This window comes from Bradyrhizobium sp. SZCCHNR1002 (genome assembly GCF_032381435.1).
Classification (GTDB): domain Bacteria; phylum Pseudomonadota; class Alphaproteobacteria; order Rhizobiales; family Xanthobacteraceae; genus Bradyrhizobium; species Bradyrhizobium aeschynomenes.
Genome location: NZ_JAUHIS010000003.1, coordinates 109,777 through 128,574 on the forward strand (window position 1 = coordinate 109,777; position 18,798 = coordinate 128,574).

Below are 18,798 nucleotides of genomic sequence, written 5' to 3' on the forward strand. Positions count from 1 at the left end.
GCCGGCTCCCTTAACTCATTCCGCCGCCGGAGTAACCGCCGGCGGCGGCTTGTGCTGATGCCCGACGTTCGGCGCGTGTTCGGACGGCGCCTCCTCAGTGCCGTCCGACACGATGAGCTTGCGGCCGAGACGCGCGAACAATGCGCCGACGTCGTCCATCACCAGGAACATCGCCGGCACGAACAGCAGCGATAGCACGGTCGAGAACACCAGACCGCCGATCACCGCGAGCGCCATCGGCGAGCGGAATTCGCCGCCCGCGCCGACCGCGAGCGCGCTCGGCATCATGCCGGCGACCATCGCGATCGTGGTCATCACAATCGGGCGCGCCCGCTTCATGCCGGCATCGATGATCGCTTCGTCACGCCTGGTGCCGGCATGGATCGCCTCGACGGCGAACTCGACCAGCATGATCGCGTTCTTGGTGACGATGCCCATCAGCATCATCATGCCGATATAGACGGGGATCGTGAGCTGCTTGCCGGTCAGCATCAGCGCGCCGATGGCGCCGCCGATCGACAGCGGCAGCGAGAACAGGATGGTGATCGGCTGCAGGAAGGTGCCGAACAAGAGCACCAGCACCGCATAGACGATCATCAGGCCCGCCGTGATCGCCGTGATGAAACCGGAGGCAAGCTCGTTCAGGCTCTCGGCATCGTCAGACGGAATCAGCTTAACGCTCGCCGGCATCGTCTTTCTGACCGGCAGCTCGTCGATCAGCTTGGTCGCATCGCCGAGCGCCGCCAGTCCGACGAGATCGGCCGAGACCGTCGCCTGCCGGCCGCGGTCGTAGCGGCTGATGCTGGTCGGGCCCTGGTCGAGCTTGATGTCGGCGACGACCGCCAGCGGCACGCCGCCCTTCTCGCCATATTGGCCGAGCGGCACGCGGAGCTGCTCGAGGATCTTCACGTCGCTGCGCGCCGCATCCTCCAGCTGCACCCGGATCGGAACGAGGCGGCCGCCCACGTCATATTTCGCCAGCGCGGGCCCGACGTCGCCGATGGTGGCGACGCGGATCGTCTGCGACAGGCTTTCGGTCGACACGCCGAGGCGCGCGGCGAGATCGGCGCGCGGCTGCACGCGCAATTCCGGTCGGTCGAGCGAGGTGTCGGACACCACGTTCGAAATGATCGAGATCCGCTTCATCTGCGAGGCGAGCTCGCTCGCGACATTGTCGACCAGCTTGGGATCGGAGCCGGTCAGCACCAGCTTGATCGGGCGCAGGCCGTTCTCGTCGGTGAACCAGAAGCGAATGTCGGGGATGGTCTCGAGATCCTTGGTGATCTCGAGCTCGAGCTCCTTCTGGGTGATCTTGCGCTCGGTCTTCGGCGTATAGTTGACGATCATGCCGGCGCGTCGCACCTCCATCGCACCCTGCAGCCGGCCGCCGTCGACGAACACGCTGCGCACCTCCGGCCGCTTGCGCAGCCGCGCCACGATCTCCTCGGTGACCTTCTCGGTGTAGGCGAGCTGCGCGCCGGGCGGCAGCTCGATGGCGAGCAGCGATCGCGCCGCGTCCTGCGCCGGCAGGAAGCCCTTCGACAGCAGGGTGGTGCTCCAGATCGAGGCCGCGAAGATCCCGACGCCGAGCAGGATCGTGACGTAGTAGTGCTTCACCGACCAGGTCACGATGCGCTGATAGGCGCGCAGGATGAAGCCTGGCGGCGGATCGTCATGGTCGTGGTGCTTGAGGAAATAAGCCGCCAGCATCGGCGTCACGAAGCGCGCGGCCAGCAGCGAGAAGAACACCTGCACCGAGACGGTGATGCCGAACTGCTTGAAGAACTGGCCGGCGATGCCGGACATGAAGCTGGCGGGCGCGAAGATCGCGATGATGGTGAGGCTGATCGCGATCACCGCGAGCCCGATCTCGTCGGCGGCGTCGAGCGCCGCGCGATAGGGCGACTTGCCCATCCGCATGTGGCGCACGATGTTCTCGATCTCGACGATGGCGTCGTCGACGAGGATGCCGGTCGACAGCGTGATCGCCAGGAACGAGACCATGTTCAGCGAGAAGCCGAGGATGTCCATCGCCCAGAACGCCGGGAAGATCGACAGCGGCAGCGAGATCGCGGCAATGATCGTGGCCCTGAGATCGCGCAGGAACAGCAGCACGATGATGACCGCGAGGATCGCGCCCTCGAACAGGGTCGAGATCGCGGCCTCGTAGTTGCCCTTGGTGAACTCGACCGACGTGTCGATCAGCTTCAGCTCGACATCGGGATGCGCGGCCCTGACCTGGTCGATGCGCTTCTGCACGGCCTCGGCGACGACGACGTCGCTGGCGCCCTTGGCGCGCTTGATGCCGAGCGCCACCACCGGCTCGCCGTTGAAGCGCGCGAAAGTGCGGCGGTCGGCGATGGTGTCGGTGACCGTGCCGAGATCGGCAAGCCGGACCTCGCCGCCGCCGAACAGCGGGATCATGGTGTTGGACAGCTCGTTCAGCGTCTTGGCGCCGGCGAGCGTGCGGATCGCCTGGTCGTTCTTGCCGATCTCGGCGCGGCCGCCGGCGACGTCGACATTGGTGCCGCGCAGGCTCTGGCTGACATTGACGGCCGTCAGGCCCATGGCCTGCAGCCGATCGGGATCAAGCGACACCAGGATCTCGCGCTCGACACCGCCGATGCGCTCGACCTGGCTGACGCCGCGGACGCCCTGCAGCTCGCGCTTGACGACGTCGTCGACGAAGAAGGACAGCTGCTCCGGCGTCTTGCCCGGCGAGATCGCGGCGTAGGTGACGATCGGCAGGCCGATCTTGTCTACGCGCGAGATCAGCGGCTCGGTGACGTTCTGCGGGAGATCCGACCGCACCCGCGTCACGGCGTCCTTGACATCGTTGATGGCGCGGTCGGTGTTGGTCTCGAGCGCGAACGTAATCGTCGTCACCGACAGGCCGTCGGTGATCAGCGACTGGATGTGGCGGGCACCCTCGACGCCGGAAACACCGTCCTCGATGATCTTGGTGACCTGGGATTCGAGCTCCGACGGCGCCGCGCCGAACTGCGCCACCGCCACCGAGATCACCGGGATGTCGGCGTTCGGCAGCCGGGTGACCGCGAGCTTGGTGAAGCTCATCCATCCGAGCACCAGCAGGATGATGGAGAAGAGGATCGAGGGCAGCGGGTTCCGGATCGACCATGCCGAGATATTCAGTGCCATCAGCGTACCCGCGTGCGATCGATGTCTTCGGCGAACATGGTCTTGATCTGGTCGCCGTCATGCAGCGAGCTGCCGGCATCGGCCACCACGATCTCTCCCTCGGCCAGACCTTCGAGAATTTCGGTCGAGGTGTCGGATACGAGGCCGACCCGGACCCTCCGGGTCTCGATCGTATCGCCCTTCACGACCTGGATGGTGAGATGATCGATCGCCGTATTGGGAACGGCGACACCGCAGCTCCGCCGCGCGTCGATGTTGGCGCGCGCGAACATGCCGGGCTTGAGCGAGGGATTGCTGGTCAGCGCAATGCGGACATGGCCGAGCTGGGTGGTCCGGTCGACCTGCGGCGCCACCACGCGCAGGCGACCGATGATGTCAGGAAGATTGTCGCGGGTGATGCGCACCGGCGCGCCGGCGCTGAGCTTCAGGAGATGAATGCTCGGCACTTCCGCGTCGAGCTCCAGCTCGTTGTTAACGGCGATGCGGAACATCGGGCCGGCCTGGGGCGAAGCCGGCGCCCCGGCAATCGTGCGCACCTCGGTGACGAGCCCCGCGGCCGGCGCGCGCAGCGACACGGGCCGGCCGGCCGCAGCGGCCGGCGCCCCCGGTTGCGGCGGAGGCGGCGTGAGGCGCGCGAGCTCCTGGTTCTCAGTAACCGTGTCGCCTTCCTTCACCAGAACGTCCGTGACACGCGATCCCTCCTGGTCGGCGCCGACCACCGCCTCGCGGCGTGGCACGACGAAGCCGGTGACGCGCACGAGATCGGAGAAGCAGGCCTTGCCGGCCTTGGTGACGAGCACCTGGGCCTGCATCCGCGGCTCCTCGGCGGCGGGATGCGGACGATGCTCGTACCAATAATAGCCCGCGACCAGGGCCACGAAGACGACCACGCTGGCCGCGGTCTTGAGGGATTTGGGCAGCTTCATCGCAGAGCAGATCCGGTCGGCACGAGATGCGGTTTCACGGTGGGGCGGCTGTTCCGGCTGGGTTGGAGCAGGCCGGCCCGACGAGACGATGCGCCCCGCAACGCTGCGAGACGCATCCGGTCACCTCGATGTGCTGCCACGCGGCCCCCGACGGCGTTATGCAGACGCGCTACTTGGCCGCCGTCTTGCTCTGCATGTTGACGACCTGGACGCGGCGGTTCACTTCGGCCAGCGGCCGGCTCGGATCCTTCAGCTTGCTCTTGCCGTAGCCGACGGTGACGAGGTCGGCGCCGGCGATGCCGAACTTCTCGACCAGATAGCGCTTGATCGCATCGGCGCGACGCTCCGACAGATCCTGATTGTAGCCGTCGGCGCCGGCGGCGTCGGTGTGACCGGCGACCACGAAAGTCGATCCCTTCAGGTCGGGGCTGGTCAGCGCCCGGCCGAGCGCCTGCACCGAGGGCATCGACTTCTGGCTGATGTTGGCGGAATTGTAGTCGAAGGTGATCTCGAGATCGATGTTCGGCTTGGTCTTGGCGACGGCCGCGATCTCCTCGCGCTCGGCGATCGACAGCGAGCGGGTCGAGCGGCCGCGGATGCTCTGCAGGAACTTGTCCTGCTCCGGCGCGACGGCCGGCGCGGCCTCCGACGGCGGCGACATCGACAGCCCGCGGGTCAACGGCTTCTTCGGTCCGGCCAGCGCGCGGACGATCTGATCTTCCGTCACGTCCTCGGCGGCGAAGGCCGGCGTGACGCTCAACGCGGCAGCCGCGCTCACCATCGTGGCGACCAGAAGACCGGCCAGGCTGGCGGCTTTGCTCAGGTTCGTTTTCGGTGCGGTCATTGCCAATCCCTCCTCGCGCGCGACTCACGCGAACTCATGTCCCACCTCATCGCGAACGCCCCGCTCACGATGTCGGCTGTTCGCTCGATATGTCGGTCCGGCGCGCCGCATGGTTCGAGACGGCCGGACGGCGCGCGCAAAAAATCAGCGCACGCCGTAGCCTTCGAACTCGCGGGCGATGTTGGGGTCCATCGCCTTGGCGTTGGCGATGTCGAGCGCGCCCTCCTGCGCGGCGCCGTTGCGCTGCTTGGCCAGACCCCGTCCGTACAAGGACGAGGTCAGCCGCGGATTGATCTTCAGCGCCGCATCGAAATCGGCGATCGCGTTCTTGGCCGCGCCGCTCTTGAGATTGACGAGGCCGCGGCTGTCGAGCGCGTCGACAAAATTCGGCCGCAGCCGCAGCGCCTCGTTGCAGTCGCGCAGCGCGGCCTGCAGCTCGCCGACGACGGTGCGGGCCCAGCAGCGGTTGTTGAGCGCCTCGACGTCCTTCGGATTGATCCGGATCGTATCGTCGAAATCGCGGATCGCCTGCGCATAGGCGCCCTTGCTGGCATAGACCTGACCGCGACGGTACAGCGCGCTGGCGTCCTCGGGATTGGCGGCGATCTTGGCGGTCAGGCTCTTGATGGTCGGGTCCTCGGCGAACGGATCTTGCGCCGGAGCAGCCGGGGCTGCGGGTGCGACCGGAGCTGCGGGTGCGACGTTCGCGACCGGCGGCAGGGGCGCCGGCGTCGGCGCGGGCGGAACCGGCGCGACCGGGGCCGGCGGCGGCGTATCCACCTTCTGAACCGGTGCAGGCTGCGGCGCAGGCGGAGCCGGCGGCAGCGGGGCCGGCACCGGCGGCGCCACGACCACCTGCGTCGGCGTCGGCGCGGGCGTCGGAACCGGCGCGGGCGCCGCGGTGCTCTCGACCGGCGGGGCCGGGCGGGCGCCGCCCGCGCCCGGCACGAACGAGAAGTCCTCCGCCAGCGACGACGAGATCCACGGCACCTGCTCGCTGCGCGAGGCCCGCGTCACGCCGACGCGGGTCCGGTTCAGCGTCTCCTCGGCGGTGAGGTCGGGAACGCGGATCTCCTTCAGCAGCTCCTGCACGAACAGGCTGCGGTCGCGGCCGGTATCCGACACCACGGACGACAGCGCGGCCGAGTACATCACCAAGGTACCGCTCGGCGCGATCACCGGCGCGAGGCCGGCCGACGCCGTGCGGAACCGGCGCTCATAGGGATTGCGCCGGGAGGCGTCGAGCAGCGCGATCTTCACGCCGGCGCCGCGGCTGTTGATCTCCTGCAGCACCTGCTCGAGGCTGATGCCGTCGCGCCGCACATCGGCCTCCTGCCAGATCTGCGCGTCGATCGGGATCATGTAGCTGGTGCGGCTCGACTGGATGCCGAAGCCGGAGAAGAACACCAGCGCCACCGAGCCCGGCTTGATCTTGCCATAGAGCCGCTCGAGCCCGCGGCGCATCGCATCGCCCGTGGCGTTCTCGAGCGTCTCGACGGCGAAGCCGTCGCGCTTCAGCTCGTCGGTGAGATCGCGCGCATCGTTGAGCGGTTCCTTCAACGGCGCTTCGGCATCCGGATATTTCGCGTTGCCGATCACGAGAGCGAAGCGGTCGCCGGCCGCATCAGCGGGGCCGGACCACATGATCGAGAACATCAAACCGAGCAGCAACAGCAGGCGAAGCGTCATCACGATGGCGGTCCAGCAAACAGGCGCCGTCCAGCTTGCGCCGCGGCGACCTTATCCCACGCGTCAGGCATTATCAAATCGCCGTGACGACACGTCAACCGCTTGCAGCGATTGAGGAATCGTCGAGTGCGACAGCCGCCGATGCAAGGGCTCTTGCGAGCCTGCGCTTCCACGACACCGCCCGACCATGCCGCGATACCGGCGTCATGCAATGTGAGATGCCTCACGCTTTGTCTCGGCCGACCGCGGTCCGGTTCGACGTCCACGGCAATTGACCTTCAGCGCCGGCGGTGGCTCGATGCCGGCAGGCGCGATCACCGACGCGCCCAACAACGAGAACGAGAAGGCCCGATGGGGAACGCCACCGAGATCTACGCGCTGCGCTATGCGACGATGTCGCCGCGCACCTTGCACATGAACTTCCTGCAGCCCGATCCGCACGACACCACGGCGCAGGACCTCGACTATTTCGTCTGGCTGATTCGCACCGGCGGCCGCGACATCCTGGTCGACACCGGCTTCAACGCCGCGGAGGCCGAGGTCCGCCACCGCACCCTGACCCGCGACCCGGTCGATGCGCTCGCTTCCTTCGGCGTCGATGCCGCCGGCATCCGCGACATCATCGTCACGCATCTGCATTACGACCACGCCGGCAATCTCGACCGCTTTCCCAATGCGCGCTTCCATCTGCAGGAGCGCGAGATGGCCTATGCCACGGGCCGCTGCATGTGCCTGGGCATGCTGCGCTACCCGTTCACGGTCGAGCACGTCACCACCATGGTGCGGCACGTCTATGGCGAGCGCGTCACCTTCCACAATGGCGACGGCGAGGTCGCGCCCGGCGTGACCGTGCACCGCGTCGGCGGCCATTCCGACGGGCTGCAGGTGGTGCGCGTCGACACCGCGCGCGGCCCCGTCGTGCTCGCCTCCGACGCCGCGCATTACTACGCCAATCTGCAGCGCCGCAGCCCGTTTCCGATCGTCTACAATGTCGGCGACATGGCGCAGGGCTGGGAGACCGTCGAGCGGCTCGCCGGCCATCCGGATCGCTTCATCCCCGGGCATGACCCGCTGGTGACCGAGCTGTATCCGCGTGTCAACGAAGCGGCCGACGCCTATGCGCTGCACGTGGCGCCGTCGCGGTCGTTCGCGACATAGGGGCGAAGAACCTGTTCGTCTGATGTGATTGTCAAACAGCCCACGCGGCTGCAGGTCCGCGCTCTCGCGGCGCGTTTCGCGTCCGAGCTGTGATCGTCGTGAGACCCTCTTCAAGGCAGAGGGCGCAGGGAAGGCCAGGCCTCGGCTGAGGCCTGCGGTCCGCGTGCAGCAAACAAGCACGCGGCAGAACCACAGGTCAGCCGGATGACCCGGCCCTCCCTGCACGACGGCTTTACGATTTATACGCAGTCTCCCCGGTGACCGGCTGGTTTGCCACCGTAGCGACAACGCGCGCATCACGCGCATTGCGCGGACCTCAGCGTCGGGAGGCCAGGACCCTGCGACTTCACCGTCCACGGCATGGCGTACGTCGGCATGCTCTGAGCACGCTGCGCCACGCCGTGGCCATCGCATCCCACCCCAACGCGTCGTGACGTTCGCGAGGCGCCCCTCTTCAATGAGGCGGGACGGGCGGAAATCTCTGCCTGATTTGCCCGACGACACAAGAGATTTCTTTTTTGCCGAAGATCTGGACAAGCCAAATCAGCTTGAATTCACTAGACAAATTCGCCGGACGCGACCAAGGATTGCGGATGCTTTTCTGACGAGTTCATTGAGCCGCGATGGGGGCGTCCAGCAATTTCGACGTTCTCGCCGGCCAGGACGAGCGCCCGGCGCGGCTGGGCCCGCTCGCCGAGCGGCTGGAAGCGGCGATCCTGACCAAGTTCAAGGGCGGGCCGGTGCGCCTTTGCCCACCCTACAAACCGAATGCGCAGCAAGCGGGCCGCCAAATGCAGCGCCCTCGCCCCTTGCGGGGGAAGGCATCTCCGGCCGGTCCGCGCACGCGGTTGGGTGAGGGGTATCTCTCCGCGAACGACACTTGTGGAGAGACCCCCCTCACCCAAGCGAGTTTGTCGGTCCTACGTGCATGCCCTCTCCCGCAAGGGGCGAGGGCACAGTCACGAGCACTGCGCTGTATGCGGCACTGTTAGTAGTTCACCCACCGCCGGCGTCCCGGACAGGCCACGATGTGCGACAGCGCGGCGTGGCGCCGACCGGGGCCATACTCCGCGGCGGGTGTGGTGAGCGGGCTCTAACGACGTACCTGCCTCAAACTCCTCCCTGGGGTTATGGGTCCCGGCTCGAGGCCGGGACGACGGCGGAGGTTGGCGAAGCGGCTTGGCTCCATTGAAGCGGTTCGGCTTCATTGAAGACCGGTGGACATCGCAGCAACATTCGCTGCGCTCACCGCAGCTCCACCGACACCTTCTTCGCGAGGTGCTCACCGAGGAAGCGTACGTCCCAGTTGGTCAGGCGGACGCAGCCGTGGGATTCCGACTTGCCGACCTTGGAGGGCTCGGCGGTGCCATGGATGCCGTAGCCGTTGCCGACCGAGAGGCCGATCCAATAGGCGCCGACCGGACTGTTCGGGCCGGGCTTGATGGTGAACGGCTTGCGCGCCTTGACGCCCTCGAACGCGTAGTCGGGATTGTAGCGGTAGTTGGGATCGGCATCGCGCGAGGTGACCTTGAAGGTGCCCTCCGGCGTCGGCTTCTCCTCGCTGCCGACGGTGGCGGGAAACACTGCGACCAGCTTGCCGTCCTTGGCGAAGGCCTGCACGTGACCGGCATCCTTGTCGATGTCGAGCCTGGTGATCTCCGGCAGCTTCTCGTCCGGCCTGATCACGTTGGCGACGGCGATCTCGCTGCCTTCCTTGTCGAAGGTGCCCTTTGGATTCAACGCCGCGAGCAGCGTCTCGCTCATGTGAAACTTCTCGGCCAGGGCCTCGCGCGGCGAGGTGTAGCCGATCGCCGGCAGATCCTTCATGTCCTCCATCTTCTGCGGCAGCTTTTTCAGGAACGGCCCTTTCACATCGTCGCGGGTGATGGTGTAGCTGACGATGGCGGGCGCCGGGTCGCTGCGCAGCAGCGCATCCCACAGCTCGGGCGTCAGCTTCGCATCGCCGGCGCGGCCCTTGTCGCCCGCAACACCCTTATCGCCGGCGAGCCCCTTGGCCTTGGCGAACGCCGCCAGCGCCTTGCGCGCATTGTCGCCGAACCGGCCGTCGATCTCGCCCGGCGACACATGGGCACGGTCGAGCAGCACCTGGGCGCGGATCGCCACCGGGTCCATCTTCTCCTCGGCCGGCGGCCGCTTGCGCAGCTCGGCGCCGTTGACGGCGTCGGCGGTGAGCTCGGCGGAGATCGCGGGCGTGACGAGGGCGGCGCAGAGCAGAAGCGGTATCCAGAGCCGAAGCATGATCGTGATCCCAGGTGACGGACGGCTGACGTTCGGCAGCGTCAACGTGGCGATGACCGGGAAGTTCGGCGCGATCGGGGCACCGGCTGAACGTCGCAGCCTCCTGGCGCGACTATTGGGGACGCGGGTCGGCTGGCCCGGCGGCGGCGCGTCTGCTATCCCCGGCGACAGCCGTTCGATGATGTGGGTTCGCGAGGATCGGTTTCGCATGGGACATGCCGCAATTGCCGCCACGATGCGCCGGACGCCGCTGCTCGCAGCTCTCGGCCTGCTGGCCCTGATTCAGGCGGCTGCGGCGGCCGAGGATGGCGCGCCGAAGGGCGCCGCGATCAGCGTGCTCAAGGCCACCAAGGCCTGCTTCGACAACACGGTCGAAGTGTCGGGCATGGTGCTGGCCCGCGACGAGACCGCGGTGAGACCCGATCGTCCGGGGCTGAAGGTGGCCGAGGTGATGGTCGATGCCGGCAACACCGTCACCGCCGGGCAGGCCCTGGCGCGACTGACGCCGCCCGAGGGCGGCACGATCACGATCCAGGCGCCGGTTGCCGGCACCGTCCTGTCGTCCAGCGCCACCATCGGCGCCTTCGCCTCGGGCCGCGGCGAGGCGCTGTTCTCGATCCTGGCGCGCAACGAATATGATCTGGTCGGCCTGGTGCCATCGGCACAGCTCGCCAAGCTCGCGGTCAACCAGACGGCCAGGATCCGCATCGTCGGCGCCGGCGAGGTCGACGGCAAGATCCGCCGCGTCGCGCCGACCGTCGAGCCGAACAGCCAGCTCGGCCAGGCCTTCATCGGCATCACCGGCAATGCGAAGCTGCTGGTGAACGCGTTCGGCCGCGCGGTGATCAAGATCGGCCAGAGCTGCGGCGTCGCGGTGCCGCTGACGGCGATCCTCTACGATTCCGACGGCACCGTCGTGCAGGTGGTCCGCGCCCAGCGCATCGAGACCAAGCGGGTCGAGATCGGCCTGATGGCCGGCGGCCAGGTCGAGATCAAGGACGGCCTCGCCGAGGGCGAAATCGTCGTCACCCGCGCCGGCGCCCTGCTGCGCGAAGGCGACCCGGTGCGGCCGGTGATGGCGAGCAATTGAGGGACGAAACAGCCGCGCGGCAAACGCGCTGTTCACCCTCCCCTGGAGGGCAGGGCAGTCGCATATGGAGACACTGGTCTCTCGCGACGACCAATCCCGGCAGTTGGTCAATCCGTCATGCCCGGGCTTGTCCCGGCCATGACGACGTGGAGAGAGACGAACGCATCATTGCGATGTTCGAATGCGATAGCCCTGCCCCTGCAGGGGAGGGTGAAGACCCGATATGGCGAAGCATCTCGGAGGGAGCGGCCTCAGCTGCCGGCGTTGGCGACGTCCGTGCTGAGGCGGATGTCCTCGACCAGCGAGGACGACACCGACGGCACCTGCTCGCCGTCGGAGCTGCGCGCGATGGCGTTGCGGGTCTTGTTGAAGACGGCCTCGGCGCTCGGGCTCTTGCCGAGCTGGTTGAGCAGCTCCGACACCAGCACGCTGTTGGCCTGATCCTTGGGATCGTCCAGCACCTGGCCCGGCGTCGCCGACGACAGGATCAGCGCGTTGGCGGGCGCCGTGATCGGCGCGAGGCCGTGCGAATAGGAACGGAAGCGGCGCTCGTAGGGATTGCGGCGCGAGGCGTCGATCACGACCAGCTTGGCGCGCGCGCCCTGCTCGCGCACGGCATCGAGCACGCGCTCGACGCTGGTGCCCTCGCGGCGCACGTCGGATTCCCGCCAGATCTTGGCGTCGACCGGGATCATGTAGCTCTCGCGGCCCGACTGGATGGCAAAGCCGCCGAAGAACAGCATCACCACCGAATCCGGCTTGATCCTGGACTTGAGGCGCTCGATCGCGCGGCTGATGTCGTCCTTGCGCGCATCCTCGACGATGTCGACGTCGAAACCGTCGCGGCGCAGCGCGCCGGTGAGCGCGCGGGCGTCGTTGATCGGCTGGGCGAGCGGGGCGTTGGCGTCGGGGTAGTGACCATTGCCGATGACCAGCGCGAGGCGCGCGCCGGTTCCGGCCGACATGGCGCCCTGCTCGACGGCGTCCGCCTTGCCGCCGTCGATCGACCGCTTGTTCAGGGCAGCATGCGCGCCGAGCGCGAGCGACACCGTGCACAGCAGCGCCGCGGCGATCACGGCCGACCGGCGAGAGAGAGAAGGCTGCCTTGCGGTCATCACGTCAATCCTGGTCCGAGCCGATCCAGTCGTTCCAAAGGGTCGCACCCTTTGGTCGCGCTGGCGCCTCTGAGGTTTGAGGGGTTGCGAGACGATGTGTCGTCACTTTGCGCGCAAATTGCGGCACCGCAACGAAGAAAGGCTTAACCCGAACCCGCCGATCAGGCAACATCGGAACACCATTGACTTTTCAAGCACTTGGAAATTAAGGCGAATTTAACCATGACGCCGATCTCCAAACGGCCGCGGCCGGACCGCCGGAGGGCCACATTACGGTCAAATCCACAGCCGCCGCAGTGACCCCGCTCACGTTGTCTTTGACCGTCCAGCGTGTCAGTTTGAACCATGTATGCGCGTGACGAGCCGTTGGCCGGGCGCCGTTGCCGTGCATGCCGACCGTCCCGCCCCCGACAACCCGCGAGTCCCGCCGTTGAGTTTGCAATATTTCGCCGGAGCCGCCTGTCGCGCGCTCACGGCCCGGAAGGATGGCCCCTCGCTGTACGAGGTCTGCGATCCCATCCTGCGCCAGCCCGGCAGCGGCGACCCGCATCTGTCGAAATTCTACCGGACCGCGCTCGGCAATCCCGCGCTGCGCACGCTGCTGCGCCGCGCCGGCCTGCCCGAGCTGAACGATTCCGCGCGGCTCAATGCGCTGCGCCAGGCGCTGGTTCTCGCCCGCGACAATCCGACGCCGGACTGGGCGATCGTGGGCGGCCCGATCGCCGAGCTGGTCGACGGCATCAGCTTGCAGCACCCGGCCCCGCCGCGCCGCACCGGAACCGCGGCGATGCCGCCTGCCGCCGAGATCGACCGCGTGATCCGCGCCTGTGGCGCCGATCTGCTCGGCTCCTACGGCCGTAACGGCTTCATCCCGACCTACGCCGCCTTCAACCTGATCGGCGATCCCGACATCAGGGGGCGCGAGGTCCTGATGGCGCTGCAGGGCCTCGACGCCCGCGGCTACAAGAACTCGACCTTGATGTTCAACCTCGCCCGCGTGTTCATCGCCCGCTCGCCCGCGGCGGCCGTGATCAATCCGCCGTGGCGCGGCATCGCCGAGCCGATGTGGGAGCCGGTGCAGATCCGCCACCGCTCGGCCTATTACGACGCGTTCTTCACCGAGGCGCTGCTGAGCTATCTGGAGACAGGCCTTGCCTCGTCCGATCAGACCGGCGCGGCGCGCGCCGCCATCGCCGCCATGGTCGAGTTCTGCCTCGAGACCAGCCGGGAGGAGGTGCGCGGCGCCGACGGCAAGAGCTATCATGTCGTCACCGCGCTGGCGCCGCCGCCGCATCCGCGGTTCTCGCGCTTCTTCACCCAGATCAAGCAGGACCTCGGCTTCGGCGTCTACGTGCCGGATTGCGACACCACGGCATGCTCGTTCTCGGCGGCGACCCAGGCCGGCTCCAACGATCCGATCCTCCACCAGCCGCTGGTCGATTTCTATGCCGGCTATCAGGTGCGCGCCGGCGGCAACGAGCCGCGGGTGACGGTGCCGATCAACGACAACATCGACTATGAGGGCGGCGTCGCCACCTGGATCGACAGCATGGCCGGCGAGCGGCCCTACGGCAACGACCTCGATCCGACCTTGAATCTCGACGTGCTCGAAGTGTCGTTCCGGAATCTGACGCGCTGGCAGATCCTGGAGACCGAGGCGCGACTCGCCTTCATCAGGCGGATCGTGGGCTTCCAGCAGCGGCTGGTCCTGAGCGGCGCCTTCGCCGATCCACGCGCGCACATTTATTATCTGCCGGAGCTGTACTGCGCCTATTTCGGCCGCTGCTATCACGCCTTCATGGCGCTGCCGCCGGCGGCGCGGCAGGCGATCGATCCCGACGGCGCGTTCGAGCTGATCCGGCTGCGTGTTCTCGCCTATGTCGAGGACGAGCTGGTCGGCCGCGAGATGAACCCGTTCGACGCCGCGCTGGCGCTGATCGCGCTCGGCCATCTCGGCGGCAATGCAGCAAGCTTCGCGCCGGCGGTGCATTGCATCGTGACGTCATTCGGCGAAGGCGGCCGGCGGCACCCGTACCGCGCCTATGAGTGGAACAAGATGAAGACCCCGACGCGGATTCTCGTCGGCGGACCGGAGGTGACCTCGGCCTTCGTGCTGATGGGGCTGGCGCTGGCGCGGCGAGTGACGATGCGGTGAGCCGAGCCATCAGCGGCAACGGCGGTCGGCTCCCCTCCCCCTTGCGGGGAGGGGGCGCACCGCCGTCGTGGTTAACGGGCTCGCTTTCTCAACTTATCAGCCCTCACCATCGCGCGAAGTTGAGCAAATCAGGCAATCACCGCGCTGGAACGGCCGGGCGATCCGCCGCACAATCGTGGACATTGCCCATCTCAAGGACGACCCGCGCCCGTTCATGCCGATGAAACCCGCTTTGCTCGCGCTGCTCCTGCTGCTGCCCACCGTCGCATCCGCCGCCGACATCACCGGCACGGCCAAGGTCCGCGAGGCCGACAGCGTGATGGTCGGCAGCACCCGCATCCGGCTCGGCGGCATCGACGCGCCGTCGGTCGACCAATTGTGCCTCAACAAGGACGGCGAGCGCTGGACCTGTGGCGTGGCGGCGCGCGACGAGCTGATCAAGCATGCCGACGGCAGGAGCTGGACTTGTCATCCGCGTTCGATCGACCGCCGCGGCCGCCAGGTGGCGCGCTGCAACGTCGACGGCGAGGACATCCAGAAATGGCTGGTTCGCAGCGGCTGGGCGCTGGCCTATCGCACCCTGTCGCGCGACTACGAGCCCGACGAAGCCGAGGCGCGTGCCGCCAAGGCCGGCATGTGGCAGGGCGCGTTCATCGCCCCGTGGGACTGGCGGGTGCGCAACAAGAAGACCACCATTCTCGGCGCCACCAAGCCGCCCGAGGGTGCGCGCGCCATCCTGCTCGCCTCGGCCTCGGGCCCGGTGGCGCCGTCCCCGGACTGCACCATCAAGGGCAATGTGAACGGCGCCGGCGAGTGCATCTATCACACGCCGCAGAGCCGCTGGTACGCCCAGATCAAGATGCGAGTCGCCAAGGGCACACGCTGGTTCTGCTCGGTCGAGGACGCCGAGGCCGCCGGCTGCCGCGAGACCCGGCGCTAGGACGGAACACGCCGGCCGGGGCATGCCAGCCCCCCGGCTTCTCCGGCTTTTCTTATGCGGCAGCGCCGCGTAAAAAGGCCCCGGCCCGATCGCGTGCGAGGGCCCCGCCATCACCCCAACGCCAATCGCAAGACCACATCGCCAAGGACAATTGCAATGACCGTTCGCGCGGGCCGGGAGTTTCTGGCCATCCCGGGACCCACCACGATGCCCGACGAGGTGCTGCAGGCGATGCACCGCCCGGCGCTCGACATCTACTCGAAGCAGATGGTGGAGCTGACCGACGGCATCATGGCCGATCTCGGCCGCCTGTTCGCCACCAAGGGCAAGACCTACATCTACATCGCCAACGGCCACGGCGCCTGGGAGGCCGTGCTGTCGAACGTGCTGGCGCGCGGCGACAAGGTGCTGGTGCTGGAGAGCGGCCGCTTCGCGATCGGCTGGGGCCATGCGGCGCGCGCGATGGGCGCAGAGGTCGAGGTGCTCAAGGGCGACTGGCGCCGCGCGGTGCGGCCGGCCGAGGTCGAGGCCCGGCTGCGCGCCGACAAGGAGCACACGATCAAGGCGATCGTGGTGGCGCAGATCGATACGGCGTCGGGCGTGGTCAACGACATCGAGGCGATCGGCCGCGCGATCAAGGCGTCGGGCCATCCGGCGCTCTACATGGTCGACACGGTCGCTTCGCTCGGCTGCATGCCGTTCGAAATGGACGCCTGGGGCATCGACGTCGCGATGTCCGGCTCGCAGAAGGGCCTGATGACGCCGCCCGGCCTCGGCTTCGTCGCGGCGAACGCGCGCGCGCTCGAGGCGCACCAGCGCGCCGACATGCGCACGCCGTATTGGGACTGGAGCGAGCGCGAGGGCACCGAGCACTATCGCAAATATGGCGGCACCGCGCCGGTGCATCTGCTGTTCGCGCTGCGCCAGGCGATGGACATGCTGTTCGCAGAAGGCCTGCCGCACGCGTTCCGCCGCCACCAGCTGCTCGGCGAGGCGGTGCGCCGCGCGGTGACGAAATGGAGCGAGGGCCAGGTGATCGGCCTCAACATCGAAGAGCCCGCCGAGCGCTCCAACACGGTGACCACCGTGCTGATCGGCGGCGGCTATGATCCGGCCGTGCTGCAGAATTACTGCAAGGAGCAGTGCGGCGTCGTGCTCGGCACCGGGATCGGCGATCTCAGCGGCAAGGCGTTCCGCATCGCCCATATGGGCCATGTCAACGCCCCGATGGTGCTGGGCACGCTCGGCGTGATCGAAATGGCGCTGGTGGCGTTGAAGATTCCGCACGGCCGCGGCGGCCTCGATGCCGCGATCCAATGGCTCGGCGAGAGCGTGACCCCGTAAAGGACGACATGACCGACTTGAGCACCAAGGCGCCGGCGGCGCCGCGCCGACCCTATACCTTCACCCGTCACGGCATCACCGTGCAGGACGACTATGCCTGGCTGAAGGATGAGCGCTGGCAGGAGGTGCTGCACGATCCGTCGCTGCTGGATGCGGATATCCGCGCCTATCTGGAGGCGGAGAACGGCTATGCCGAGAACGTGCTCGGCCATACCGCGCCGCTGCAGAAAAAGATCGTCGCGGAGATGCGCGGCCGCATCAAGGAGGATGATTCCTCGGTGCCGTCGCCGGACGGCCCCTATGCCTACTTCCGCAAATACCGCGAGGGTGGCCAGCACGAGCTGTTCTGCCGGACGCCGCGCCACGGCGGCGCCGAGACGATCGGGCTCGACGGCGATGCGCTGGCGCGCGGCCACGACTACTTCAAGTTCGGCGGCAGCCGGCATTCGCACGACCACAAGCTCGTGGCGTGGAGCGCCGACACCAAGGGCTCGGAATATTTCACCATCCGCGTCCGCGACTGGGATGGCGGCGATGACCTCGCCGACCTCGTCGAGGAGACCGACGGCGGCGTGGTTTGGTCGCGCGACTGCAAGAGCTTCTTCTACGTCAAGCTCGACGACAATCACCGCCCGATGCAGGTGTGGCGCCACAGGCTCGGCACCAAGCAGGCCGATGACGTGCTGGTGTATGAGGAAAAGGACACCGGCTGGTTCACGCATGTGCACGAATCGACCTCCGGCCGGTTCTGCGTCATCGCCGGCGGCGATCACGAGACCTCCGAGCAGCGGCTGATCGATCTCGATGCGCCCGAGGCACCGCCGCGCCTGGTCGCGGCGCGCGAGACCGGCGTGCAATATTCGATCGCCGATCGCGGCGACGAGCTCTACATCCTCACCAATGCCGATGGCGCCATCGACTTCAAGATCGTCACGGCACCCCTCGCCTCGCCCGAGCGCGCCAACTGGCGCGATCTCATCCCGCATCGCGCCGGCATCTATGTGCTCGACCACGACCTCTATGCCGGCCATCTGGTGCGGCTGGAGCGCGCCAACGCACTGCCGTCGATCGTGATCCGCGATCTCACATCGGGCGAGGAGCATGCGATTGCCTTCGACGAAGGCGCCTATTCGCTCGATGCGATGGGGTCGTATGAATTCGACACGACCAATCTGCGCTTTGCCTATTCGTCGATGACGACGCCGTCCGAAGTCTATGACTACGACATGGTGACGCGCGCGAAAACCTTGCGCAAGCGCCAGGAGATTCCGTCGGGTCACAATCCGGCCGACTACGTCACCACGCGCATCATGGCCAAAGCGGATGACGGCGCCGAGGTCCCGGTGTCGCTGCTGCACCGGCGCGACTTCAAGGCCGACGGCTGCGCGCCGCTGCTGCTCTATGGCTACGGCTCCTACGGCCATGCGATGCCGGCATCGTTTAGCGCCAACCGGCTGTCGCTGGTCGATCGCGGCTTCGTCTATGCCATCGCGCATATCCGCGGCGGCACCGACAAGGGCTGGGGCTGGTACCTCCAAGGCAAGCGCGAGAAGAAGACCAACAGCTTCGACGATTTCGCAGCCTGTGCGCGCGCGCTGATCGCGGCGAACTACACCAGTGCCAAACGCATCGTCGGCCATGGCGGCAGCGCCGGGGGCATGCTGATGGGCGCGGTCGCCAACCGCTCGGGCGAGCTGTTTGCCGGCATCGTCGCCGAGGTGCCGTTCGTCGACGTGCTCAACACGATGCTCGACGATACGCTGCCGCTGACGCCGCCGGAATGGCCCGAATGGGGCAACCCGATCGAGAGCGAGACAGACTTCCGCACCATCCTGTCCTACTCGCCCTACGACAACGTCGCCGCCAAGCCCTATCCCGCGATCCTCGCGATGGCCGGCCTCACCGACCCGCGCGTCACCTATTGGGAGCCGGCGAAATGGATCGCGCGGCTGCGCGCGACGATGACGTCGGGCGGTCCGGTGATGCTGCGCACCAACATGGGCGCGGGTCACGGCGGCGCCTCCGGGCGCTTCAACCGGCTCGACGAAGTCGCGATCGTCTACGCCTTTGCGCTGTGGGCGGTGGGCCTGGCCGGCGAGGCGAGAGGCTGAGGCGCGGC

Annotated in this window: 12 protein-coding genes; 6 read left to right on the forward strand and 6 right to left on the reverse strand. The window is 67.6% G+C overall.

All coding sequences use genetic code 11. From position 1 onward, the window contains the following. Positions 1 to 15: 15 nt before the first annotated feature. The 4 genes from QX108_RS16800 to QX108_RS16815 all read right to left on the reverse strand — a co-directional run bounded on the left by QX108_RS16800 (position 16) and on the right by QX108_RS16815 (position 6,618). The gene (locus QX108_RS16800) at positions 16 to 3,159 is read right to left on the reverse strand and encodes an efflux RND transporter permease subunit (protein WP_315780723.1); all 3,144 of its coding nucleotides are present in this window, start codon (positions 3,157 to 3,159) and stop codon (positions 16 to 18) included. Next, on the reverse strand, positions 3,159 to 4,085 hold the full coding sequence (locus QX108_RS16805; RefSeq protein ID WP_315780725.1) for an efflux RND transporter periplasmic adaptor subunit: 927 nt from the start codon (positions 4,083 to 4,085) through the stop codon (positions 3,159 to 3,161). Before QX108_RS16805 ends, QX108_RS16800 begins: the two co-directional genes overlap by 1 nt. 169 nt (positions 4,086 to 4,254) lie before the next feature. Continuing rightward, positions 4,255 to 4,929: an OmpA family protein gene (locus QX108_RS16810; RefSeq protein ID WP_315722828.1), complete on the reverse strand. Its 675-nt coding sequence runs from the start codon at positions 4,927 to 4,929 to the stop codon at positions 4,255 to 4,257. A gap of 144 nt (positions 4,930 to 5,073) precedes the next feature. Next, complete coding sequence (locus QX108_RS16815) at positions 5,074 to 6,618, reverse strand: caspase family protein (protein WP_315780727.1); 1,545 nt, start codon at positions 6,616 to 6,618, stop codon at positions 5,074 to 5,076. 351 nt (positions 6,619 to 6,969) lie between these two features. Between QX108_RS16815 and QX108_RS16820 the strand changes: the two genes are divergently transcribed. Further along, a complete protein-coding gene (locus QX108_RS16820) occupies positions 6,970 to 7,776 on the forward strand; it encodes an N-acyl homoserine lactonase family protein (protein WP_315722830.1) in 807 nt (268 codons plus the stop codon). Between the two features lie 1,245 nt (positions 7,777 to 9,021). On the opposite strand, the gene QX108_RS16825 is transcribed toward QX108_RS16820, so the two are convergent. Continuing rightward, positions 9,022 to 10,035 (reverse strand): L,D-transpeptidase, encoded by a 1,014-nt coding sequence (locus QX108_RS16825; RefSeq protein ID WP_315780730.1) that lies wholly within the window; start codon positions 10,033 to 10,035, stop codon positions 9,022 to 9,024. A gap of 235 nt (positions 10,036 to 10,270) precedes the next feature. Between QX108_RS16825 and QX108_RS16830 the strand changes: the two genes are divergently transcribed. Next, entirely contained in the window at positions 10,271 to 11,125 is an 855-nt protein-coding gene (locus QX108_RS16830) for an efflux RND transporter periplasmic adaptor subunit (protein ID WP_315781353.1), read from the forward strand. Between the two features lie 251 nt (positions 11,126 to 11,376). On the opposite strand, the gene QX108_RS16835 is transcribed toward QX108_RS16830, so the two are convergent. Next, entirely contained in the window at positions 11,377 to 12,240 is an 864-nt protein-coding gene (locus QX108_RS16835; protein WP_172110449.1) for a caspase domain-containing protein, read from the reverse strand. A gap of 430 nt (positions 12,241 to 12,670) precedes the next feature. On the opposite strand from QX108_RS16835, the gene QX108_RS16840 reads away from it, so the two are divergent. The 4 genes from QX108_RS16840 (at position 12,671) to QX108_RS16855 (ending at position 18,790) form a co-directional block, all read left to right on the forward strand. Further along, positions 12,671 to 14,395, forward strand: a complete 1,725-nt coding sequence (locus QX108_RS16840; RefSeq protein ID WP_315780732.1) for a hypothetical protein — start codon at positions 12,671 to 12,673, stop codon at positions 14,393 to 14,395. A 214-nt stretch (positions 14,396 to 14,609) separates the two neighbouring features. Continuing rightward, a complete protein-coding gene (locus QX108_RS16845; RefSeq protein ID WP_315780734.1) occupies positions 14,610 to 15,335 on the forward strand; it encodes a thermonuclease family protein in 726 nt (241 codons plus the stop codon). A gap of 156 nt (positions 15,336 to 15,491) precedes the next feature. Beyond that, positions 15,492 to 16,679 (forward strand): pyridoxal-phosphate-dependent aminotransferase family protein, encoded by a 1,188-nt coding sequence (locus QX108_RS16850; RefSeq protein ID WP_315780736.1) that lies wholly within the window; start codon positions 15,492 to 15,494, stop codon positions 16,677 to 16,679. An 8-nt stretch (positions 16,680 to 16,687) separates the two neighbouring features. Next, a complete protein-coding gene (locus QX108_RS16855) occupies positions 16,688 to 18,790 on the forward strand; it encodes a S9 family peptidase (RefSeq protein ID WP_315780739.1) in 2,103 nt (700 codons plus the stop codon). Positions 18,791 to 18,798 lie beyond the last annotated feature (8 nt).

What these genes read in the sequence shown, in the direction of transcription:
- QX108_RS16820 (WP_315722830.1), top strand. Translation starts at nt 6,970, where the DNA reads ATGGGGAACGCCACCGAGATCTACGCGCTGCGCTATGCGACGATGTCG.
- QX108_RS16835 (WP_172110449.1), bottom strand. Translation starts at nt 12,240, where the DNA reads ATGACCGCAAGGCAGCCTTCTCTCTCTCGCCGGTCGGCCGTGATCGCC.
- QX108_RS16845 (WP_315780734.1), top strand. Translation starts at nt 14,610, where the DNA reads ATGCCGATGAAACCCGCTTTGCTCGCGCTGCTCCTGCTGCTGCCCACC.
- QX108_RS16825 (WP_315780730.1), bottom strand. Translation starts at nt 10,035, where the DNA reads ATGCTTCGGCTCTGGATACCGCTTCTGCTCTGCGCCGCCCTCGTCACG.
- QX108_RS16805 (WP_315780725.1), bottom strand. Translation starts at nt 4,085, where the DNA reads ATGAAGCTGCCCAAATCCCTCAAGACCGCGGCCAGCGTGGTCGTCTTC.
- QX108_RS16855 (WP_315780739.1), top strand. Translation starts at nt 16,688, where the DNA reads ATGACCGACTTGAGCACCAAGGCGCCGGCGGCGCCGCGCCGACCCTAT.
- QX108_RS16850 (WP_315780736.1), top strand. Translation starts at nt 15,492, where the DNA reads ATGACCGTTCGCGCGGGCCGGGAGTTTCTGGCCATCCCGGGACCCACC.
- QX108_RS16815 (WP_315780727.1), bottom strand. Translation starts at nt 6,618, where the DNA reads ATGACGCTTCGCCTGCTGTTGCTGCTCGGTTTGATGTTCTCGATCATG.
- QX108_RS16830 (WP_315781353.1), top strand. Translation starts at nt 10,271, where the DNA reads ATGCGCCGGACGCCGCTGCTCGCAGCTCTCGGCCTGCTGGCCCTGATT.
- QX108_RS16800 (WP_315780723.1), bottom strand. Translation starts at nt 3,159, where the DNA reads ATGGCACTGAATATCTCGGCATGGTCGATCCGGAACCCGCTGCCCTCG.
- QX108_RS16810 (WP_315722828.1), bottom strand. Translation starts at nt 4,929, where the DNA reads ATGACCGCACCGAAAACGAACCTGAGCAAAGCCGCCAGCCTGGCCGGT.